The 22,815-nt window shown below is 52.0% G+C and carries 20 protein-coding genes; 12 read left to right on the top strand and 8 right to left on the bottom strand.

The window, feature by feature from the left end:
• Positions 1–14 precede the first annotated feature (14 nt).
• Together ABH899_RS04235 and ABH899_RS04230 are read right to left on the bottom strand one after the other, a co-directional pair.
• Positions 15–851 carry a carbohydrate ABC transporter permease gene (locus ABH899_RS04235; RefSeq protein ID WP_369994269.1) on the bottom strand — a complete coding sequence of 279 codons (837 nt, stop codon included), beginning with the start codon at positions 849–851 and terminating at the stop codon, positions 15–17.
• Positions 852–1,730, bottom strand: coding sequence for a carbohydrate ABC transporter permease (locus tag ABH899_RS04230; RefSeq protein ID WP_009676154.1), 879 nt, complete (start codon positions 1,728–1,730; stop codon positions 852–854). It lies immediately after the preceding gene.
• A gap of 119 nt (positions 1,731–1,849) precedes the next feature.
• Here ABH899_RS04230 and ABH899_RS04225 point away from each other — a divergent pair, with 119 nt between their 5' ends.
• From ABH899_RS04225 to ABH899_RS04215, 3 genes are all read left to right on the top strand, one after another.
• Positions 1,850–3,820, top strand: coding sequence for a cache domain-containing sensor histidine kinase (locus ABH899_RS04225; protein WP_369994267.1), 1,971 nt, complete (start codon positions 1,850–1,852; stop codon positions 3,818–3,820).
• The gene (locus ABH899_RS04220) at positions 3,817–5,448 is read left to right on the top strand and encodes a response regulator (RefSeq protein WP_369994266.1); all 1,632 of its coding nucleotides are present in this window, start codon (positions 3,817–3,819) and stop codon (positions 5,446–5,448) included. Before ABH899_RS04225 ends, ABH899_RS04220 begins: the two co-directional genes overlap by 4 nt.
• Positions 5,449–5,804: 356 nt before the next feature.
• Positions 5,805–6,836 carry a serine hydrolase domain-containing protein gene (locus ABH899_RS04215; protein WP_369994263.1) on the top strand — a complete coding sequence of 344 codons (1,032 nt, stop codon included), beginning with the start codon at positions 5,805–5,807 and terminating at the stop codon, positions 6,834–6,836.
• A gap of 53 nt (positions 6,837–6,889) precedes the next feature.
• Here the strand turns inward: ABH899_RS04215 and ABH899_RS04210 are convergent, their stop codons facing one another.
• The 5 genes from ABH899_RS04210 to trmL form a co-directional block, all read right to left on the bottom strand.
• Entirely contained in the window at positions 6,890–7,306 is a 417-nt protein-coding gene (locus ABH899_RS04210) for a DUF2500 domain-containing protein (RefSeq protein WP_369994262.1), read from the bottom strand.
• Positions 7,307–7,485: 179 nt separating this feature from the next.
• Positions 7,486–7,743, bottom strand: a complete 258-nt coding sequence (locus tag ABH899_RS04205; RefSeq protein WP_170318711.1) for an AbrB/MazE/SpoVT family DNA-binding domain-containing protein — start codon at positions 7,741–7,743, stop codon at positions 7,486–7,488.
• Between the two features lie 708 nt (positions 7,744–8,451).
• Positions 8,452–9,474 carry a hypothetical protein gene (locus ABH899_RS04200; RefSeq protein WP_369994261.1) on the bottom strand — a complete coding sequence of 341 codons (1,023 nt, stop codon included), beginning with the start codon at positions 9,472–9,474 and terminating at the stop codon, positions 8,452–8,454.
• A gap of 136 nt (positions 9,475–9,610) precedes the next feature.
• Positions 9,611–9,931, bottom strand: a complete 321-nt coding sequence (locus ABH899_RS04195) for a hypothetical protein (RefSeq protein WP_369994259.1) — start codon at positions 9,929–9,931, stop codon at positions 9,611–9,613.
• A gap of 357 nt (positions 9,932–10,288) precedes the next feature.
• Positions 10,289–10,753: a tRNA (uridine(34)/cytosine(34)/5-carboxymethylaminomethyluridine(34)-2'-O)-methyltransferase TrmL gene (trmL, locus tag ABH899_RS04190; RefSeq protein WP_218229110.1), complete on the bottom strand. Its 465-nt coding sequence runs from the start codon at positions 10,751–10,753 to the stop codon at positions 10,289–10,291.
• 141 nt (positions 10,754–10,894) lie between these two features.
• Between trmL and ABH899_RS04185 the strand changes: the two genes are divergently transcribed.
• Positions 10,895–11,608, top strand: coding sequence for a response regulator transcription factor (locus ABH899_RS04185; protein ID WP_009676211.1), 714 nt, complete (start codon positions 10,895–10,897; stop codon positions 11,606–11,608).
• A 238-nt stretch (positions 11,609–11,846) separates the two neighbouring features.
• Here ABH899_RS04185 and serC read toward each other — a convergent pair whose 3' ends face one another.
• Positions 11,847–12,935 (bottom strand): 3-phosphoserine/phosphohydroxythreonine transaminase, encoded by a 1,089-nt coding sequence (gene serC / locus ABH899_RS04180; RefSeq protein WP_042229309.1) that lies wholly within the window; start codon positions 12,933–12,935, stop codon positions 11,847–11,849.
• Between the two features lie 139 nt (positions 12,936–13,074).
• Between serC and thpR the strand changes: the two genes are divergently transcribed.
• The 8 genes from thpR to ABH899_RS04140 all read left to right on the top strand — a co-directional run bounded on the left by thpR (position 13,075) and on the right by ABH899_RS04140 (position 22,601).
• Positions 13,075–13,647 carry an RNA 2',3'-cyclic phosphodiesterase gene (gene thpR, locus ABH899_RS04175; protein ID WP_369994255.1) on the top strand — a complete coding sequence of 191 codons (573 nt, stop codon included), beginning with the start codon at positions 13,075–13,077 and terminating at the stop codon, positions 13,645–13,647.
• Between the two features lie 463 nt (positions 13,648–14,110).
• Entirely contained in the window at positions 14,111–15,208 is a 1,098-nt protein-coding gene (locus ABH899_RS04170; protein ID WP_369994254.1) for a nitric oxide synthase oxygenase, read from the top strand.
• 442 nt (positions 15,209–15,650) lie between these two features.
• Positions 15,651–16,799, top strand: coding sequence for a hypothetical protein (locus tag ABH899_RS04165; RefSeq protein ID WP_369994252.1), 1,149 nt, complete (start codon positions 15,651–15,653; stop codon positions 16,797–16,799).
• Positions 16,800–16,993: 194 nt separating this feature from the next.
• The gene (locus ABH899_RS04160) at positions 16,994–18,643 is read left to right on the top strand and encodes a spore germination protein (protein WP_369994250.1); all 1,650 of its coding nucleotides are present in this window, start codon (positions 16,994–16,996) and stop codon (positions 18,641–18,643) included.
• On the top strand, positions 18,636–19,742 hold the full coding sequence (locus ABH899_RS04155) for a GerAB/ArcD/ProY family transporter (RefSeq protein WP_369994248.1): 1,107 nt from the start codon (positions 18,636–18,638) through the stop codon (positions 19,740–19,742). Before ABH899_RS04160 ends, ABH899_RS04155 begins: the two co-directional genes overlap by 8 nt.
• Positions 19,723–20,955, top strand: coding sequence for a Ger(x)C family spore germination protein (locus ABH899_RS04150; RefSeq protein WP_369994246.1), 1,233 nt, complete (start codon positions 19,723–19,725; stop codon positions 20,953–20,955). The genes ABH899_RS04155 and ABH899_RS04150 overlap by 20 nt, the downstream gene beginning before the upstream one ends.
• Before the next feature lie 30 nt (positions 20,956–20,985).
• Positions 20,986–21,171, top strand: coding sequence for a CLC_0170 family protein (locus tag ABH899_RS04145; protein WP_009676224.1), 186 nt, complete (start codon positions 20,986–20,988; stop codon positions 21,169–21,171).
• Positions 21,172–21,254: 83 nt separating this feature from the next.
• The gene (locus ABH899_RS04140; protein ID WP_369994243.1) at positions 21,255–22,601 is read left to right on the top strand and encodes a YheC/YheD family endospore coat-associated protein; all 1,347 of its coding nucleotides are present in this window, start codon (positions 21,255–21,257) and stop codon (positions 22,599–22,601) included.
• The last annotated feature ends 214 nt before the right edge of the window (positions 22,602–22,815 follow it).

The following is a 22,815-nucleotide window of genomic DNA, read 5'->3' as shown; positions in this document are numbered from 1 at the left end:
GTCAGATCCGTATGTCAGCCTTTAACCGATCCGGCCGTAATGCCTTCGATAATATAGCGCTGCATGGCCAGGAAGAAAATGATAATCGGCGTAATCCCGAGCACGAGCGCCGGCAGAGCCAGATCCCACTGCTTCATATATTGGCCGAAGAACGAGAACGTGGCCAGCGGAATGGTCCGCAGGGACTGATTTTGCAGGACGAGCGACGGCAGCAGATAATCGTTCCACGTCCAGAGAGCGTTGAGAATGATGACGGTTACGAACATCGGCTTAAGCAGCGGCAGCACGATGCGCCAGAACACGCCGTAAGGGGACGTTCCGTCCACGACAGCCGACTCTTCGATCTCCAAAGGAATCGATTTCACGAATCCGTGGAAGAGGAAGATCGCCATCGGCGCCCCGAATCCCAGGTAGCAGATGATCAGGCCCCACAGGCTGTCCATCAAGCCTACGCCGGAGAGGACCTTCACGAGAGGAATCATGATCGACTGGAACGGGATGACCATCGCGGCCACGAACATGCCGAACAGGACTTGGTTGATGCGGCTTTTATAGCGCACCAGCCGGTAAGCCGCCATGGCGCTGATGAGCGCGATGCCGATGTTGCTGATCACGGTAACGATCAGAGAGTTCCAGAAGACGGTCGGGAATTTGGTGATGCTCCAGGCCCGCTTGTAATTCTCGAAGTGAAACGATTCCGGCCAACTGGCGGCATTGGAAAGCAGGTCGCCGAAGCTTTTCACGGAGTTCACGAGAAGGAAGTAAAACGGGACAAGGAACAGAAGAGCGATGACAAACGTTACGATTTCGGCGATAAACACACGCCCGGAGTAACGGTTTTGTGCTTCCATTTACGCTTCGACCTCCTTGCTTTTCGTGAATCGGACCTGCAGCCACGTGATGACCGCAACGACGATGAAGAACACCAGCGCCTTGGCTGTTCCGAGACCGTACCGGTTGTTCTGGAACGCTTCGCTGTAAATATTCATCGCGACGGATTCGGTCGAGCGGAAAGGTCCGCCTTTCGTCAGCGACAAATTGAGATCGAACATCTTGAACGTCCACGAGATGGCGAGGAACAGGCAGACGGTAACGGCCGACATGATGAGCGGAATCATAATGGAGCGCAGAACTTGTCCCTGCGTAGCTCCGTCGATCTGTGCCGCTTCGATCACGTCTTTGGGCACATTGCTGAAAGCCGCGATGTAAATGACCATCAAATACCCGGCTGTCTGCCAGACGAATACGATGACAATGCCCCAGAAGGCGGTGGTCGAATCCCCGAGCCACGGAAGGTTGAAGAAACCGATTCCCGTCATTTCACCGATAGCGGAGAACCCTTTTACGAAAATAAACTGCCAGATAAACCCGAGTAGAAGCCCGCCGATTACGTTCGGCATAAAGAAGATGGTTCTCAGGAAATTCCGGGTCTTAAGCGGTCTCGTCAGCAGATACGCCAGAACGAACCCGACCAGATTGGACAGCACGACGCCCACGATCGTAAACCGGACGGTAAACCAGAACGCACTCCAGAAATCTTGATCCTGGGTAAAGATTCTTTTAAAATTATCAAAGCCCACCCAACTGACTTCGCCGGATACCCCGTTCCAGTTCGTGAACGAGTAGTACATGCCGAGCAGGAAAGGGATGATAATGATCAGGGTAAAGAACAGGACCGCAGGTCCGAGAAAAAATAATTGCTGACCCCATTGCGATGAACGCTTATGCATCTGTCTTCCTCCTTTTTCTACGGAAGGTTGTGTATTTAGTATAGGGCGCTCCACCCGCTCCCCACTACCGCACGAGGTGAACCGTTAGGTGGAATATATTGATCTGAGGAGTCTGCCCGATGAACAAAAGCAGCATTCGTACACGCCTCATCCTGCTCATGCTGGCCGCAACCGTCATTCCGATCGTCATCTCCATGATCGTCACGTATTTCTACACCACCCGTTCGGTCGGAACGAAACTGATTCAGGAGAACGCGAACCTGATTTACCAGGGCAAAACGAATGTACAAGCGTACATGGATACGCTAAACCGCAACTCGCTCTCCCTCTATAACGATCCGGGCATTCTACTGATGCTCCGGCGGAATGTGCATGATTACACGAACGAAGCCCAGACCTATACCCTGCTGCAAAATATGACTCACTCCGTAGACGGCATTTACCAGATCTATTTCTATATGGCAAAAGCCCGCAGGTCTACGCTGCTCATCGGGGATATCCCGAAACGCGGCTACGATACGGATAATTTCAGCGAGCCATATACGACCGGCAACCCGTCTTCCGTCGTGGAGCCCACGCATATGAGTTCCATTTACGGCCTGGGGCAGAGTCCACCTTATTATGACCCCCGCCCCGTCATTACATTACACCGGGCCATCTACAACGTCCCGACGACGGAATGGCTGGGGACTTTGTCGATCGATATCAAGCTGGAGGCGATTCAGGACATTGCCGACCAGCTTTTTAACAAGCAGCACGAACGTCTTTACCTGCTCGACCAGTCGGGCATGGTCGTGTATTCCGGGGACAGCGCTCTGATCGGCAAACCCCTCTCCGCTGCCTGGACGGGCCCGATTCTGGAGTCGAAGGAACCGCGCGGGCAGTTGGAACTGAACAAGTCGGTTTATTTGTACGAAAAAATGGACACCCCTTACATGAAGTGGACGCTCGTGAAGGAAATCCCGCACAGCTATCTGTATGAGGGGGCGCGGAGCCTGACCCAGATCAATATCATCATCGCGGCGGTTTCCCTGCTGCTCGTCATTGCGGCCACTCTGTTCGTGACGATCCGCATTACCGCCCCGATCAAAAAACTGATCGGAACGATCAATCAGATCCAGGCCGGTAATCTGACGGCCCGCGTAGACGGCGAAGGGCAGGATGAAATCGGCATTCTGGTCCGCCGGTTCCGCACGATGATGGAGACGATCAACAACCTGATTCTGCGGGAGTACAGACTGAACATTGCCAATAAAACGAACCAGTTGAAGGCGCTGCAGGCCCAGATCAACCCGCATTTCATGAACAATGCGCTGCAGTCCATCGGCACGCTGGCTCTCCAGCATAACGTCCCGCGCATCTACTCGCTGATCAACTCGCTGGCGAAAATGATGCGCTACAGCATGAACACGAACCAGGAAGCCGTCCCGCTCTCCATGGAAATCGGCCATGTGAAAGCGTATCTGGAACTCCAGAAGGAGCGGTTCGAGGGCAAATTCCGCACGGACTTCGAACTGGACGAAGCCGCTCTCGGCATCGAGGTTCCGAAGATGATCATTCAGCCGCTGGTGGAAAACTATTTCAAGCACGGCTTCGATCCGAAGCTCGGCCCCGGGCATCTGACTGTACGGGTCAGGCTCGAACCCGGCGGTGAGACGGGACCCGATGAGATCCCGCTCGAACCGGGCGGAGAAGCGGGTCCAGTCGGGATCGGCGCAGAGAGAGGAACCGCAGCCGACGGCGACGCCGCTCTGAGAAACGCGCCGGAATCCCGGACGGACGAAGATTCCGCTGCGGCGGACGCGTCGCCCGCTTCCGGCGGGCCCCGCGCTAGGCCCGTCCTCTTCGTGGAAGTCGAGGACAACGGACGCGGCATCCCGGAGGACAAGCTGACGGAGCTGCAAGCCGGACTTGCCGTTATGCGCGAGGAGACCGGGATGGACGAAGAAGGCGGAATCGGGATCGGCAACGTGAGGACGAGACTGCGCCTTTACTTCGATCCGCAAGCTTCGCTGACACTTGAAAATACGGACCCGCACGGCGTCCGGATTACGATGCGCATTCCGCTCGGGGAGGATACCACAACATGATCGCATTACTCGTAGACGATGAGAAACACGTCCGCAATGCTCTGCGGATGCTGATCAAATGGGAAGAACACGGCATTTCGCAAATATTCGAGGCGGAGAACGGAGAAGAAGCCATTGAGGTGATCGGGCGCGAAAAGCCCCAGATCATCATCACGGATATGATGATGCCGGTAAGGGGCGGCGTGGAGCTGCTCCAATGGCTGCAGGCCAACGACCCTTCCGCCAAATCAATCGTAATCAGCGGCCACGACGATTTCGCTCTCGTCCGCCATACGATCCAATACGGCGGAACCGACTATATCCTGAAGCCGATCGATCCGGATCAGGTTAACGAGGCGCTGGCCAAAGCGGTCGCCAGTTGGAACAAAGAAGAGAGTGAACGCTCCCGGAGCCTGGAGCGGAACATCGAGATGAACCGCATCAAGCCGGTCTACTGGGACCGGCAGTTGTCCGGGCTGCTCGACGAGCCCGCGCAGAATCCGGGCGCCGTCCGGGATCTGCAGGCCGACTGGGGCCTTCCGGCGGGAACGGGCTCGTGCCGTATCGCCATCCTCAGCATGGTCACAATGGAGACGAAGCTGAAGAACAAATTCGGCCGCAACACGGACCTGCTCTTCTTCTCGCTGATCAACATCTGCAACGAGTTTCTGCATCGCCGCAGCCGCGGGGCCGCCTTCCGCTACTGGAGCTCCAACGAGATCGTGCTCCTGGTGTGGGGCGAGCCGGATAAGGTCCCCGCCCTTCTCGGAGACATCAACGAAGGCATCTTGACCGCCCTGCACAGCCGGCTCGATTTCGGGCTCAGCGGAGCCCACGCCTTCCCGGACGGCCTTCCGGCGGCTTACCGCGAAGCCCGCGACGCGCTGCGCCAGCGCAATCTGCTCAGCCGCGTCGGCTGGATTCACGAGGCTGTCCGGCCCGAAGGCCTCCAGGCCCGGCGGCTGCGCTTCAGCGATTTCGAGGAGGTGATCCGGACGGCGATCCGCAGCGGCAGCGCCGAAGAGATCTCCTCCGCCGTGCAGGCGTGGTTCGACGGCGTGCGGAGCCTGAGCGCCATTACGCTCGAGCAGATCGAGCAGTGGCGCCGCGAAGCGGACACCATGCGGGGCCGATGGATCGAGGACTTCTTCCCGGACGGTCCCGAAGAGCTGCTCGCGGAGCTGCGCTCGGAAACCGGGAACGGACAGACCATCGTCCCGCTGAACGAGCAGGGCACGCTCTCGCTTGCCGACTGGCAGCAGGAGCTGACGCATTCGTTCGTCCAGCTTTCGAAGCAGCTGCTCAAAAGGCAGCACCGCGAGAAGAACGTCATCTACGACATCGCGAAATATTTGCAGACGCATTATCACGAGGAAATTTCCCTGCAGGATATCGCCGGCCGCTTTTTCCTCTCCCGTGAATATATTTCGCGCAAGTTCAAGCAGGAATTCGGCACGAATCTGTCCGACTATCTGGGCGCCATCCGCATCGACAAAGCGAAGCTGCTCATGATGAATCCCAACCTGCGGATTTCCCAGGTCAGCGAAATGGTCGGGTACGGCGATGAGAAATATTTCAGCAAAGTGTTCAAAAAAGTGACCGGCTGCTCGCCGAATGAATACCGGAAAGCCAACCAGCCGATGATGTAATAACCTTGTTCACATTTTTGTCATTTTCTTTTGAACGGTGATTGGGTATAATTAGGCTAACGTATGTTTACTTGGAGGTGCGCTTGGATGTCTCATGCTTTCTGGATCATTATTGCAGTGCTTACCATGTTTATCGTGGCCATCTTCACATCTTCGTACAACGAGGATAAAACCAAAGGCCTGTAAGTTTCGCCTGTTATGCGGAAATAAACGAAAGCCCTGGATATGAAATGATCCCCACCCTAGCAAGCAGAATGAATTTCTTGTTCTGTCAGGCTGCGGTGGGGATTTTTTTATGGGAGCAGGGAGACATGGGAACGATACCGTTTCCTGTACAAAGAGCGGAGGAAAGCGACATGAAAGAAATCATCACCGAGTCCATGAAAAGCCTTAAAGAAGCAATCGGATTTTCCGGTACAGCCCTCGCAAGAAACAAGGACGAGATGCTCGTGAACTTCAGCGGCGGCTATGCCAATCGTTCCGAAGGGATTCGCAATCGGGCAGATACCCGCTTTGGAATAGCATCCGGGTGCAAGCTGTTTACAGCCGTAGCAATCTGCCAACTAGTGGAGAAAGGTCAACTCTCTTACGATTCCAGGCTGCAGGACTGTCTCCCTTTAGAGTTCAAACATTTTGATCCAGAAATCACGATTCATCATTTGTTAACGCATACTTCCGGAATACCCGACTATTTCGATGAAGAGACTATGGATAATTTCGAAGACTTATGGACCCATTATCCCATGTACCGCGTCAGACGGCCTCAAGATTTCCTCCCCTTGTTTGCGGATAAGAAGATGAAGCATGAGGTCGGTCGTGTGTTCCATTACAACAACGGAGGCTATATTGTTTTGGGACTGGTCGTTGAACACCTCAGCGGACTCGCATTCAGCGACTATGTAGAGAAATTTATTTTTGCCAAAGCGGGCATGATGGATTCCGGATACTTCGAAGCGGATTGTTTGCCTGAACGTGCGGCAGTCGGTTATATCGATCAAGAAGACGGAAGTTGGAAAACCAATGTATTTTCGCTTCCCGCCAAAGGCGGCCCGGACGGCGGCGCTTATGTAACGGCACCGGATATGACGAGATTCTGGGAAAGTTTAATGACATTTGAATTATTGAGCGAAGAAACGACCGCTGCGCTGCTGCAGCCCCATGTGCATATAACTAACGATATTTACTATGGATACGGACTTCGAATGAAGCTTCGGCAGCAGGACGTAGAGAAGTATATTTTAATGGGGTATGATCCTGGCGTGAACTTCAGGTCTGTTTATTATCCCGAAGAGGCACGTTCTATCGTGGTTTGTTCCAACAAATCGGGCGGAGCTTTCGAAATCATTTCCGGCATTGAACAAGAATGTACCGGGCAAAAAAGGGGCTGATTTCTCAGCTCCTTTAGTCGATTCGGCCTGCATCAGAATCCGATCGCCAAGGCTTAGGGATAACTGACCACCCGGTGCCGCGCAAAACCGAGATAACGGGTGCCTTGAAAATTCAGCTTCCCCATATCCCCCTCCACAAGTTGGCCGTATTCGGACCCGCTGACCCGAAACTCGATCCGGTCGCCGCTCTCCACCTCGAACGTGACGAAGTATGCCGTGTCCGTGGAGTGGCTGTGCATGGATTCGTTCGAAGCCGAATGGTGGTGGGATACCTGCGTGCGCTTCGTGGCGACCCGCGCTTCTACCGTCAGTATCGGCTGCTTGTTGTTATGGTTCCACTGCAGAATGCTCCTCACCAAGGTAAATCCGATAAAAGCCAGAATGGCGATGAAAAAGATAGGGAACAACGCCGATATGAGACCGAACATCCCCGGTCCGTCTCCGAATCCTATGCCATCTATGTTTATCACGGCTCTCTCTCCTCTCTATTCCGCATCTGAAAGATCTGTCCTGATTTTACCATATCCCCTTGCTTTTAGGGGGTCAAAAAAAAGACAATGCCATAAAAAGACGCCGTCTCCCGAAGGAAACGGCGTCTTTTTAACTTCTGTGTTCGATCTTCTCGGTAAAAATAGGCAATAAGCCCTAACTAAACTCTCGGTTGTTTCATTGCGTTCATTTCACCCAGACAATTGGAACAGATGTGACGCTCTTTAAATTCGTTAACATGATCCATCTCACCGCAGAACACGCATTTCGGGCGGTATCTCTCTAGGATGATATGGTCCCCTTGTACTAAAATTTCGACCGGATCGCCTTCGTTCATTTGGTATCTTTTACGCAGCGATTTAGGTAATACGATACGTCCAAGCTGATCCACTTTACGGACAACCCCAGCTGGTTTCATCATTGTGCCACTCACCTCATTTCACCGAAGTATAATCGGCTTTACAATCTTTACCCATTTTTATTCGCCAAATTTCTGCTAATTCCTTCTAACTTCGTTATATTCTTTTTAATTAGGGATATAAAACGGAGAAGATTGCAAGATTCCAAAGCACCAGAGCAAAAGAACCTTTGTCCGGCTCGCAAATTAGCCCGGATATGCCTATACGCCTAGTAAATTTTCCCGGAAAATCGTCCGGCTTCCCTTTCCACGAATACCGCACTGCTGCTTTAGGCTCATGCAATCCCGTAACGAATCCCGGGCTCTCCGGTTTTTCAAGAATCCGAAATGAACCTTCCGGCCCACGTCCGCCTGTAACGAGATCCCGTTTATCCCGCGGCACCATCCGGCCTTTTATGTAGCACGGTAAGGCATCTGCCCCATCAAACCATTTGTCAAGGAGAGGGAATCGTTGAAACCGGCGAAATTGGATAAAGCTTAGTTCCTGCCATCTTCCATAAACATAACATACATTCCAACTAAATATAACAGACAAGTATAAAGGAAGAAAAAAACTAGGAAAGCTAGGTTCCGTTCGTAAGTTCCTTCTTTTCGGAAAGAAGGGAGGTGAAATCAGACATGGATGAATTCCTTATCCCGATGATGATTCTCACTTTTCTCGGCACTCACTCTTTAGGTTTTTTTCAGGCTACCCAGATCCAAAATTATTCACTTATTAAATAATAAGAAACCGTTGATTATTCCATTATTCTTAGACCATTTCATAGTGAGTTTTTGGTCGATCAAATTATATTGATAAATTGACCTCAATTTGGCCGTAGTACCACTTTCATCTTTTAGTACCTTTGCATCATTTGCGGCAGCAAGAAAATAAATTTTCCTTCCTTCCTGTAAATATTGTGCCTGTTGCAAATTGGATAGTTTATTTTGGGCGCTTTCAAATATAGAAAAATATGTTCCGTCATCAGTTCTCATTTCATTAATGACATAATTTGAATCTTCATTAGGATTACTCACGGATGTAAACAGTACCTTTTCTCCACTTGTTGATACGGAAATATCTTGAACTTGTACATTAATCTGTCCAATCTCTTTTAGTTGTCTGCCTTTATCATCAAACATAACGAAGCGATGTAGGGGGGATTTAAATGTTGTATGATTATTGTTGAACTCCACAAGATTATGATAGAGTTCTTTTTCGGAGTAAATAACTGCATATACCAAGCCTGTTCGTTTATTGAAATCAAAAAACTTAACACTTCTATCTTTATTTCCTTCATTCCATACAACCATTTTTTTAGTTTTAAGATCTAGGGTAGCTATATGAAAGTTTTTATCTCCTTTAAGAAGAACCCTCATGTACATTTTCTGATTTTCTTCATCTAATTTAAGGGTGTCAACTGATTTCAAATTTTTAGTAAGTTGAGATATATTACTTGTCTTCAAATCTTTTTTGAATAGTTGAGTATCACTATTCGAATCAAAATCCGTGTAATAAAGTTCATTTTTATTGTTTGACAGCACAGCAGTAGGGAAATCTGCCGCTTTTTTTATGTTAACCAGATCATCCGTATTTTTATGGTGGAAAAAATAGCTCACCGTAAGATTTTGATCTGTAAACAAGATAAGCATATCTTGATAGTCAGATTCACTAGAAGTATTTTTATGTACGACAAGGACAGTTCCAATTGTTATAAATACTGCAAGAATGATTATTATCTTAAGTTTCATCCCATTTGCTCCTCGTCATGATCTATTTCTAATTTTTGCATGCTTACTTTTTATCAAAAAAACCCCAATCCACTTTGTATAAGAGGTTTGGGATTTATTTAAATAAGGTAAATTAATTATGCCAGTAATACCCATTTTACAGAAATCCATCTATGGTTTTTCCACCTAGTGCTTGTGTAAAAACTTCGGGCATTACATCTAAAATCACGCCGGAGCTGGGCCCACCCATTTTACCAGTATCCCATTTTTGAAGACCTGCTGTCAGGTTATTATCTTTGTTCTTAACCCAAATCAATGTACCAGCGGGAGGATTATCAAAGCCAATTTTTGTAGCACAATCAAACTTTGTAAGAAAAGGATATCTTCCCGTTACTTCGAACTTCGCAAAAACTGAAATAGAGGACTCTACCGCCAGGATTATTAGAACAGAGATTAAAACAAGAAACTTTCTTATCATAAGACTGCTCTTCTCCTGAATTTTTAAATCCCCGCTTTCATTATAATTCTTCTTCCCTATTATTTTAAATAGTTCCTAATATTCAAATATCTGTATGACAAAAATCTCTTATGGAGGGTTATTTTATATCGTCATTAATCTCCATTTAGACTCTCATAAATATGAATGCAAGTATTAGGAAATGATTATTTCCCCTTTTGCCGAATAAGGCTTGATATTTGAAAATAACTTTGTTCAAAAAAAGAAGATAACCCCTTGTAAATCAAGGGGTTATCTTTTGTTCTAGCTGTATCCACGAACCTATAATTTGTCTCATGTAATGTATGAATGATCTCAAAACATGATAAACCCCTCTGTTTACCGGAGTCCCGGAAAATCGTTCTGGCGGAGCGCTTCGAACAAGACGATAGCCGCCGAATTCGACAAGTTCAGCGAGCGGACCGCATCCGACATCGGCATTCTCATGGTCTGGCCGGGGTGGGCTTCCAGAATTTCGGGCGGGAGCCCCTTCGTCTCTCTGCCGAACACGAAAAAATCGCCGTCGCGGAATTCGAAATCCGTATACCGCTTATCGGTTTTCGTGGTGGCAAAAAAGAACCGGCTTCCGGCATATTTCTCTTTGACCTCGTCAAAAGAATCGTGATATTCCAGTTTGACGGAATGCCAGTAGTCGAGCCCTGCCCGTTTCAGTGTTTTGTCGTCCGTTGAAAATCCGAGCGGCCGCACCAGATGCAGGTAAGTCCCTGTCGCTGCGCAGGTCCGGGAAATATTGCCCGTATTCGCGGGGATTTCTGGTTCAACCAATACGATGTGAAAAGCCATGCTGCACGTTCACCTCTTTCCTCTGCTAGTATACCACTTTCCGCTCCGCAATTTTAACACTCGTTTTACGTGTTCTTAATATGACCGTGATACATAGGTGCGATAATAGAGTTAATAACCGAACCCAAAGGAGACCGATTCATGAAGAAAAAAGTGCTAGTCGTAGACGACGAACCTTCGATCTCCATGCTCATCGAGTTCAATCTGAAGCTCGTAGGCTTCGAAGTCCAGTGTGTATATGACGGTGAGGCCGTATTTGACGTCATCGGCCAGTTCCGTCCCGACATTATCGTTCTCGACCTGATGCTGCCCAAAATGGACGGCCTGCAGGTCTGCCGCAAGCTGCGCAGCCAGAACAATCTCGTTCCCATCATTATGCTCACCGCCATGCAAGATTTATCGGATAAAATCGCCGGACTGGATAACGGTGCCGACGATTACATGACCAAGCCGTTCAGTCCGCAGGAGCTGATTTCGCGCATTCAGGCGATCATCCGCCGCATCCAGACCCTCCCGGCCTCGGGCGAAGAAGCTCCGATCACGATCGGTCAGCTCAGCATCCGTCCCGATCAACGCGAGGTAACCTGCGCGGGCAAGCCGGTTGATCTGACCCCCAAAGAATTCGAGCTGCTTGTGTTCCTTTGCAAACACAGAGGCAAAGTACTGAGCCGCCAGCAGTTGCTGCACGGCGTCTGGGATTATCATTTCCTCGGCGATACCCGTATCGTCGATGTCCACATCTCACATCTCCGAGATAAAATCGAGGCCAACGCCCGGACACCCGAATATATTATGACCATCCGCAACGTCGGCTACAAATTGACCGAACCCGCCATTAAAGAGAGTTTTGCCTGAGGGCCTCCCGGAATACAAGCATACACAAGGAGTAAAAAGGAACGGCGGATGATTCCGCCGTTCCTTTTGTATGGCTTTACGGGCCAAATCGCTTCGCGGGCAGTCCGGGACAGAAGCGCACGCGACTTTCAAACGCTTGTTCAAGTCCTGCAAAGCGGACGTTCAAGCACAAAAACGAGGCCCTTTGCGGGGCCCCGTTTTCCGGTCATGATAAAGAAGAATGCCTGTTTGTAAACCATTACCCGTTGCGCTTGCTGAAATCGTTCATAAACTGGGCGAGTGCCTGGCACGACTCGTAAGGAACCGCATTGTAAGTCGAGGCTCTCAGACCGCCGACGCTGCGATGACCTTTGAGACCGACAAATCCGTTTGCCTGGGACTCCTTGACGAAAAGTTTTTCCAGCTCTTCCGATTGCAGACGGAACGTAATGTTCATTCTGGAACGGCTGTCCGCATCGACGCAGCCTTGATAAAAGCCGCCGCTGGCATCGATAGCGTTGTAGATCAGGTCGGTTTTGTCGCGGTTGATCTTCTCCAGTGCGGCAAGTCCGCCCTGGCGTTTGATCCAGTGCAGCACCAGATTGATCATATACACCGAATAAGAAGGCGGTGTGTTGTAAAGCGAATCGTTCTTCACGTGGGTGTCGTAGCGGAACATGGTCGGAAGGTTCGCATTCGCGCGCTCCAGCATGTCCTCCCGCAAAATAACGACCGTTACGCCCGAAGGACCTAGATTCTTCTGAGCCCCCGCGTAAATCAGGCCGAACTTCGAGACGTCGACCGGACGGCTGAGAATATCGCTGGACATATCCGCGATGAGCGGAATGCTGCCGGTGTCCGGGTAGCTTTGAACCTGCGAGCCTTCGATGGTTTCGTTCGATGTGACATGCAGATAAGCCGTCTGATCGGACAGGTTAAGCGCACCGAGATCCGGCATGCGCATGAACTTCTGATCTTTCGAGCTCGCCACAACCGCGGTTTCCCCGAAAAGCTTCGCTTCCTTGATCGCTTTGTCCGCCCACGCGCCGCTTTGAACATAGGCCGCGGTTTGTCCGGCTTGCAGAAAATTCATGGGAATCATGGTGAATTGTGTGCTTGCTCCGCCTTGGAGGAAAAGCACTTTGTAGCCGTCCGGAATGCTGAACAATTCTTTAAGCAGGTTTTGCGTTTCGTTGTTCACCGCTTCGTACTCTGCGCTGCGGTGCGAAATTTCCATAATCGACATGCCGATGCCGCGGAAGTCGACAAATTCCTTCTGCGCCTGTTCCAGCACTTCCAGCGGCAGAGCCGCCGGACCGGCGTTAAAATTGTAAGCACGGTTTCCCATTTTTCTCTCCACACCCTCTGCTTCATTTGATTTATCGCTATGATAGCAGTATTCGCCAGCACCATCAAGAGAAAGTTGCATGGATACGGGCCTTTCCGCCAAAATTAAAAGAAGCTTACGCAAAAGGAGCAGATCCGACATGACCGATCCGTTAGAGCGCCTGTTCGTCGCCGTTCCGCTGTCCGGACCCGTCAGGGAGAATCTGAGCGGCTGGACCGAGAGGCTGAGAGATTCAGGAACCCCCTTCCACAAATGGGTTCATCCGGAGGACTTCCATATCACGCTGAAGTTTATCGGGGACACGCCCCGGTCTACCCTGCCCGCCCTGTCCCCTCTGCTCGAACAAGCGGCAGAGGCTCATACTCCGCTGGAGCTTACCGCAGCGGGTGCGGGAACCTTCGGCCCGAAGGATGCCCCGCGCATCCTCTGGGCCGGTCTGCAGGGCGATCTGGACGCCCTGCAAAGACTTCAGCGTGATGTGGAAGCGGCCTGTTCGTCTCTCGGCTTCGAGCCGGAGGACCGGCCCTACCGGCCCCACATCACGCTCGCCCGCCGCTGTACAGGCGGGCGCAAATGGGCGCGTGACCTGCTGGACGCGCCGGGTGAGCCTCCTTCCGCCTCTTGGACGGCGGAAGAGATCGTGGTGTACCGGACCCATATGGGCCGGTCACCGATGTATGAACGCGCAGGAGCTTTTGCTCTGCGCGGGTGAAGGAAGGGCCGCCGGGGACGTTACGGCGGCCTTTTTGCCGCGGCTGCGCGCCCACGCGCTCGACGTCGCCGCTCGGCTCCCTCGCCCGCTTCTGCTCGCTCCGCTTGGCGCATCCTGCGCTCCCATGCGCGCGACATCGCTATCCGGCTCCTTCACCGGCTTCGCCCATGCGCAGCAGCCCCGCTTCTGCTCGCTCCGCCTGGCGCATCCTGCGCACCCACGCGCTCGACGTCGCCGCCCGGCTCCCTCGCCGGCTTCGCCCATGCGCTACCGCCCCACTCTTCGGCACACGCCCGCTCCCTTCCGTCCCGTATGAAAACCGCCGCCGGGAGACATCCTGACAGGGCGGCGCACGCGTTCCCAAAACTGTCGATTTTGCGCGTCCGAATTTATGTTACGCTCATTACATAGCAAGGACTAACGGACTACCCCGTGCCGATCCTTGAACCAAGGAGGCATTCGAATGAACTCAACTAACGACATCGCGGACAAAGCCCGCGCCTTCCTCTATACCTGTTACAGCGAATGGGGCCGCAGCGAACAGGAAGCCGAAGAACGGTGGCTCGACGTGTGCGCCCAAATCGAAGAAACCGGCACTTACGTACATAGGCCGGAAGAACTGGAGTACGGCGCCAAATTAGCCTGGCGCAACAGCAACCGCTGCATCGGCCGTTTGTTCTGGAACACGCTGAGTGTATTTGACGGCCGTCATACCGGCACCTTCGAAGAAGTGCGCGACGCTCTGCTTACGCATATCCGTTTTGCCACGAATGACGGAAAAATCCGTCCGGCCATCACCGTTCTCCCGCCCGCCGGGAAGGACGGCAATGGTCCCGTACGCCTCTGGAACCACCAGCTCATCCGTTACGCCGGTTACGAGACGGAGAACGGACCGGTCGGCGATCCGAACTCCATCCCCTTCACACGGATTTGCCGGGAGCTGGGCTGGGAAGGCGAAGGAACGCACTTCGATCTGCTTCCGCTGGTCATCCAGATCGGCGACGATGCTCCCCGGTGGTTCGAGCTTCCCCGCGACCTCGTTCTGGAGGTTCCCCTCCGTCATCCCGAACTGCCGGGTTTCGAGGATTTGCAGCTGAAATGGTACGCCGTGCCCATTATCGCCGACATGCGCCTGGAAATCGGCGGCATTTCTTATCCCGCCGCCCCTTTTAACGGCTGGTACATGGAAACCGAAATCGGTGCCCGCAACCTGGCTGACGAACAAAGATACAACCTGCTTCCGCGGACGGCTTCCCTCATGGGGCTGGATACCGGTTCGAATGCGACCTTCTGGAAGGACCGCGCATTGATCGAGCTGAATGCCGCCGTCTATCATTCCTACCGCAACGCCGGCGTATCCATTGTCGATCATCATACGGCAGCCCAGCAGTTTCAGCTGTTCGAGCAGCAGGAAGCCCAGGCGGGAAGGGAAGTAACGGGAGACTGGACGTGGCTGATTCCCCCGGTATCTCCGGCGACTACGCCTATTTTTCACAGCAAGTATGAGAACACCTGGAAAACCCCGAATTTCTATTACCAGAACAAGCCTTACGAGAAATAACTCCAATGAACCGGCCGATGTATGTATAATTAGGCCTCGTTTAAACCACCGGTCAGACATTAATAAACATCCTTATTTCTTTGTAACCGTCGGTTCCGGCATCCTATTGAGTTCGCTTACGCAAAAGCCTGTGCTTCATGCACAGGCTTTTTTTGTTTGTCTTAGTCTAGCAGACTTTTCATTTCATCCATGGTCAGACAATGGAACAATTCGATAATAAACAAGGCTATGTATAGCAAAGTGATGACATTTTTTGGTAAATCAATGACTTAAACCATCTGGTTAGTTGTATTGGAAATATTTTCTATTTAAGATACAGATGTATAAAATTCAATAAGGAAGGGAGTTCGTTTAGTCGTTTAAAAACGATATCACAGGTTACAAGACAAGCTTGATCTACATAAGCATGCCAAATAAACCGATACGGTTAGGAGTGTATAGGATGAGAAAACGCATGATTAACACAGCCAGTTTATTACTGTTGATGTGTACAATTTTATTAGTACCTAGTAACGCCTTTGCTGCTTACACCATAGGAACGGAAACACCTTTTCCAACTCCATCAGTCAAGGAATCCTATACCTCCGGCGATGTTACTTTTTCCAAAACGGGGCATCCCGTATTCGTTTCAAATGCGCCGGAATCCATCTATGATCATCAAGTCAACAAGACGTTATACCGGGACACCCTGAATGGTACGTTTAGATTTTGGTCCTCCCACAGAAATATGACGACCGAAAACGTAAAATTCTTTTTGTACGTTAAAAACCCGTCTGCCACAAACTCCGTTAAATTGTATTTGATAAAGGATGGTTATGGAGATTCCAATGCGGGCGGGGATGTTACGAAAGCGGCTTCTACGGCCACTTCGGGCTTTATGAGCAAAAATGCCGGCGGAACCTATCTAGCAACTATTGCGCCGGGTCAAGGATACGCTTATGAATATTCCGCAGCGGGAGGAATTGCAAGTCAGAAAGCGATTGTACATATCGCGGATTTCAGAGCAGTAGATGTAACTACGGGCAGTGACGCTAATGTGAAAATTTCAGATATTTCAACAAATACGGGAACGACGAATTTAGCCGCCTACGCAAATACGGCAACCATTGCCTCGACCAACTACAATGCCAAAACAAAAGACGATTATCGGGGTCTGCTGCAATATTCGGGAAGAACTGCGGATATCCATCTTACCTTGACGAGCGCTGCACCTGCTAGATTTATTACGCAAAGCGACGATGGCGGGTATATAAATGAACAAGACATTCTCCTGTCCAGATGGAATATCGACGGAAACCCGCAAGATCAAACTCCTGCATCCTTCAACGGTAAAATCAGGGGCGCTTACTGGTGTACGGACTATACGTACCACATTAACATTACCAATTCCAGCGGACTTCCGAATGTTTATACCTTGTATGGCAGCAGAACCAGCGGCGCATTTATCAATTATAAAATCAGTACAGTGACTAATCGCCATGTAGATAAGGGGAATGGCATTGTCATTAACGATACACCGACTTATACGCTTCATACTATCGTTCAGCCTTCAAACAACCTGCCTTTATCCCTGGACTTTGTTGCCCAGTAAATCATAAAGATAAGCAAAGAAAAAGCGGGAGGTTTCCGCTTTTTTCTTATTTCTGTTGAACTTCTTATCCGCCTCCCTATGAATGAAAGCGGCTGGAATGATCAATATTAAGCCCCATATCCAAGTGATTTTTCCTGGTTGAGGAACGAACGTCCGGTCCATTCCCCTAACCCGCCCAAGAAAGGAGGAGAACGATGATGTGGAACTGGATGAAAAACCGTAAAACCGGCAGCCCCATGCCCGAGCCGCGGATAGCGGTACCGAGCCTATATATAGAAGAAATTTTGAGCGGCAAGCAGCTTTCCGCGGGAATCGAGGAAAATCTGAAGCTTTTTCAAGATGTTCTTCAATACAACGATGATCTGACCGTCCGCCGTTTTCAGCTGTTCGAAGGAACTTCCGCCGCTCTTGTGTTCTTCTCCTCTTTTGCGGACCAGGAGATGATCCGTTCTTATTTGATTAAGCCGCTTATGACTCATACGGAGCAGGAAGATTTGATTGTCGATTCCGAATCGCTGGCCTCCTACCTGACGGAGAAGGTCATTCAGGTGAGCCGGATCACGGAGGAAAAGGCCCCTGACCGGATCATCGACGAATTGACCATGGGGGAAACCGTGCTGCTGGTGGACGGAATCGCGACGGCCTTCCTGGCGGATACACGGAAGATCGAAAAACGCTCGATCGAGCAGCCGCAGACCGAGCAGGTGATCCGCGGTCCCCGGGAAGGTTTCATCGAGCATTTACAGACCAATCTCGCCCTGATCCGGTACCGGCTGCAAACCGCCGATTTCCGTGTACATACGATGCACATCGGGCGCGTGACCAAATCGAAGGTGGCGCTCTGTTACATTCAGGGAATTACCCATCCGGCACTGGTCCATGAAGCCAAGAAGCGCCTGTCCTCCATCGATACGGATTCCATCCTGGATGCCGGGTATATCGAGCAGTTCATCGAGGATCATCCGCTCTCGCCCTTTCCGCAGATTCAGAATACGGAGCGCCCCGACAAGACCGTCGCCGCGCTTGTGGAAGGCAAGTTCGTCATTATGGTCGACGGTTCCCCCTTTGCGCTTATAGCGCCGACTGTGTTCAGCCAGTTTTACCAGACCGTAGACGATTACACGGAGCGGTTCCTGATCGGCAGTATGACCCGGTTCATCCGGCTGGTTGCGCTGCTTTTTTCCCTGGTGTTCCCCTCGCTTTACGTGGCCGTGATCTCCTTCAATCCGGAAGTGATCCCGACGGACTTTGCCGTGGCGGTAGCCGGCTCCAGAGCGGGGGTTCCTTACCCGGCCATGGTCGAAGTCCTCCTGATGGAAATCTCTATGGAAGTGCTGCGCGAGGCCACCATCCGCCTGCCCCAGCTTATCGGCGGGGCGCTTTCCATCGTGGGCGTCCTGGTCATCGGCCAGGCGGCCGTATCGGCCGGTTTCTCCAGCCCTATTACGGTCGTCATCATCGCCATGACCACCGTCGGCTCTTTCGCTACGCCGGCTTACAACGCCGCCATCGCTCTGCGGATGCTCCGGTTTCCGCTTATCGTGCTTGCCGGCTGCTTTGGGCTGTACGGCATCATGTTCGGGATGATTCTCATTACCAATCATCTGCTCAGCATCCGCTCGTTCGGCGTCCCCTATATGACCCCGGTCACTCCTTTTAACGCGCAGGAATGGAAAGATACGCTGTTGCGCGGACCGATTTGGTGGATGAGCGACAGGCCGGGACATTTAAAATCGCTTCAGACCAAAAGACGCAAGCATATCGACCGGTATTACCGGTCGCCGTCCAGCTCCTGGGACAAGATTCCCGAAGACCCGGACCAAGGGGGTGTGCCGGATGAATGACCAGCGCTTAACGAACTGGCAGGCCATGTGCATTCTCATCAGCACGATAGCCGGAGTAGGCGTGCTCCCCCTGCCGAGACTCGCCGTTACCGCAGGCGAAACGGCCGCGCCGCTCATAACGGCCGGCGGCATCCTGCTGGGCGCCCTGCTTGTCATGCTCTGGTCCTTGCTCGGGATGCGGTTTCCGGACCTGTCCCCCGTGGCTTACAGCAAGCTGATACTCGGCAAATGGGCATCCGGCGCGCTGTTAGTTGTCATCGCGCTGTTCTATCTCGTCGCGACGGCCTTTTCTTTCCGGGAATTCAGCGAAGTAACCGGAACTTTCGTTCTGCGGCGCACACCGCTTGAAGTCATCCTGTTTATGATGCTGCTGCTCGTTGTGCTATCCGCACGCAAAGATATTTACTCGTTTACGCTGATTCACGCGTTTTATACTCCCTTCGTGGTAGGTCCTGTCGTGGTTATCATGATGCTCTCGTTTAAGGAAGTGGAACTGCTGAATTTGCAGCCCTTCACGACAAATCCGGACTTCACGTTCTGGATCGGCTCTCTGGGCATCACCACCTTGTTCCGGAACGTGGTGATCTACACGTTTATCGTACCGCGCATGAGAAACCCGCAGAAAGCGCTCAAGGTCGGGTTAACCGGAACGGCGATTTCCGGAGGACTTTATTTGGTGATCGTAATCACCACGGTCGGCGTTTTCGGGGCGGAGGAAATCAAACGACTCGTCTGGCCCACTTTGGAGCTTGGACGAGCGACGATCGTTCCCGGGGAATTTCTGGAGAGAATGGATGCCATTTTCCTCGTCACATGGATTATTTCGGTCTTTAATTCCCTCCTGAGCGGATACTACCTGATTCTCCTTATTATAAAAGAAGAATTAGGGCTCAAAGATCACCGGATGCTGGCGACCTTCCTGATGCCGTTCATGTTTCTGGCGGCCATGATGCCGCAGAACGTGATCCAGTTGTACAGGCTCAGTACCCACATTCTCCCATGGGGATTGATCGCCATGATCGTGATTCCGTCTGCTCTGCTGCTTATAGCGGGCATACGCGGCAAAGGAGGCGTCGCCCATGCGCCCGACAAGGACTAGGCTGCCGTTTCTGCTTCTGACTGTGCCGCTGCTGTCTTTGCTCCTGGCCGGCTGCTGGGATCAGCAGGAGGTCGAGGACCGCGCTCTCATTCTCGGCATGGCCATAGACCGGGCGGAAAATCCGCCCAATATTCAGAGCAAAGACCGGGTTAATCATCTGGAGCCCAATCCGATTCCGGCCGACAAAATGATCCGCGTGACCGCTTCTATTGCCGTGCCCGGCCGCATTCCGCTCGGCCCCGGCGAAGGCGGAGGAGGCAGCGGCGGACAAGACACGACCAAGCCGGTCTGGATCGTTTCCGTGTTCGGTCATACAGTCAACGACGCCCTGAACAATCTGCAGCAGCAGATTGCCGATCCCAAATTTCTGATCCATCTGCGGGTGGTAGTCGTCAGCGAAGAGGTTGCCTACGATACCCTCGAACACATCAACGATTATTTCCGCCGCGATTCCGAGGTGCGCAGAAGAACATGGCTGCTTATTTCCAAAGGAGAGGCCGCCCGCTTCCTTAACGTGGCCCCTCCCCTGGAAAGAGTCCCGACGCTCTATGTCCTGGCCATGCTCGATAAATCGGTCAAACTCGGCAAGTTCCCCCGCGATTATATCGGGACGTTCTGGAGCACCCAGTCCAAGCAGGGGCAGGAAGGTTATCTTCCTTATGTCGATATTCGCCGGAACGAGAACATCCTGATCGGGGGCATGGCTCTTTTCCGCAACAATAAAATGGTAGGAACTTCCGAACCTCTTGAAATCGGGGCCTTTATGTCCGTAAAAGAGATGAATCCGGGCGGCTATTCCCCGCTTGTGGATGTGCCCGGGATAGGCCCGGTCATGGCAACGACTACACTAAGAAAATCGAGGATTCATCTGGAGATGAAGGACGGTTCTCCCCGCTTCAAAGTGATGATCTATCTGGAGCAGGATCTGGAAGAGAAGTACTTGGAAGACAGCGTAATCGACGAAAAGGCCATCTCCAAAATCGAAGAAGCGATAAGCAAAGAAGTGAACAAAATCATCCTAAACTTTATCCGGAAAACACAGCGGATGAAATCGGATATCTTCGGCTTCGGGGAGTACATCCGGGCGAAAGAGCACGCATACTGGTCCGCCCGCATCGGTTCAAAAGAAAAATGGGAAACCCGTTATGCCGATCTCCCCGTCGAGGTTCAGACCACGGTCCGCATCAACCGGACCGGCATGCAGTTCAGATAGGAGGCGGTTTTCATCCTAAAAATCGGCTTTTTGCATTATCTCGGAGGTTATTTTGCGGTATCGGGGCTGATGCTCCTCTGGATCGACAAGCGGATTTATGCCATAAGCGGCTGGCGCAAGGAAAAGACGTTTACGCTATGGCTAGGGATCGTGCAGTTGGCGCTTGGCCTGCTGGCGCTGGCCGCCCATTATTTCCTCCGGTATTCCGTCTGGTAAATCCGCGGCATCGTACAGGCACACCAACCCTCCCCTTCTAATAAAATGCTTGCAGGAGATTCGTTTGGAGAAGGGGATTATATATGGCCAAACAGGTTCCGTCCCGCAAAAAGCGGCAAGCATCACCACTTCCGGCGGGACTGCTCCGGGTGGATCCGCATTCCCCCGGGAGCAAAACCCCGCCCCCCGGCGGCTCAACGGGACCGGAGGAAGCAATCTCCGCCTTGGATACCGCCGAAAGCCAGCAGCACCGTTCCGCGGAGACCGGCTGTCTCAACGGGTTGACCGAAGATGAACTTCTTGAGGCACAAATCACTGCGAAAACGGGCCCCTCCAACCCGCTGATCGGCGTACTTGTCAAAACGCTTCAGCCCTCCTCACCGAACCTGTTCGGAGGAATTACGGCTTTTTGCAAAGAGCTGGATGAAGCGAGCAAGGAGCAGGGAGCCCGCGTGTTTTTCTTCTCCGTTGACGGCATAAAGCCGGGAAGCCCGCGAATAAACGGCTGGCACTATGCCTCCGGGAGCTGGAAAAAAGAAACTTTCCCGATGCCTTCCGTTATTTATAACCGGCTCACCTCGCGCATTCTGGAAAACCGGCCGAAGGTCCAGCAATTTTTCCGGGATGCCAAAGCAAACTACGGCGCCAAAGTGTTTAACGAGAAATATTTGAACAAAACGGAAGTGTTTCAAGCTTTAAAAGACGAAGCGGCGTGCAAAAGCTTTCTTCCCGAGTCGTATCTCTTCAAAAACTATGCCATGCTGCAGTCTATGTGCAAAAAGCACGCCACGGTCTTCCTCAAGCCCGTGCTGGGAAGCCTCGGCAAAGGCATTCTGCGTATCTCCGCGCTGGGAGGGGGATCGTACAGCTGTGATATCCCTACGCTGAACGGCACGAGCCGCAAAGTGTACCCGAGTCTGCTGAAGCTGTTCAACGCCCAGGCCGGGAAGCTGAAAACGAGCCGCTACCAGATCCAGCAGGGTCTTCAGCTCGTGCAGGTCGGCGGCCGCCCCGTCGATTTCCGCGCCCTCGTCCAGAAGGACCAGCAGGGAGAATGGGCGATTACCTCCGTCGTCGCCCGGATTGCGGGGGCCAACCACTTCGTCTCCAACCTGGCCCGCGGCGGATCGCTCAGCACGGTCAAGGAGGCGCTCACCCAAACCTCTCTGCCGGCGGCAGACCACAAGAAGATCTCGGCGCAGATCCGTAAAGCGGCCCTTGCCGTAGCGGAAGGCATCCAGACGCGTATCCCCGCCCTGTTCGGCGAGCTCGGGGTCGATCTGGCTGTCGATACCGGCGGGCGGGTGTGGCTGCTGGAGATCAATTCGAAGCCGTCGAAGAACGACAATACCGCCCTGGACGGGGGCAGTAAAATCAGGCCGTCCGTCCGCAGGGTCATCCGCTACTCCAAGTATTTGGCGAATCATTAATGTAAGCGCAAGAAAACCCGAGATAAACAGAGGATAGCGGAGAGAAAACAGAATGAAAGGCTTCTCATCCGCTCAGTAGTTCCTTTCGGGCTATTTCTAATAGTTTTCTAATTAAACGGCGCAAACCCAGACGAGGTCTGGGTTTGCGCTTTTTTATCCAATTAACCCCATCTTTGTGTGTGCTATACTGAGACACATCACGAGATGGAGGTAC

This window comes from Paenibacillus sp. RC84 (assembly GCF_041260495.1).
Taxonomy (GTDB): Bacteria; Bacillota; Bacilli; order Paenibacillales; family NBRC-103111; genus Paenibacillus_F.
This window is presented reverse-complemented; position numbering and strand designations above follow the sequence as displayed.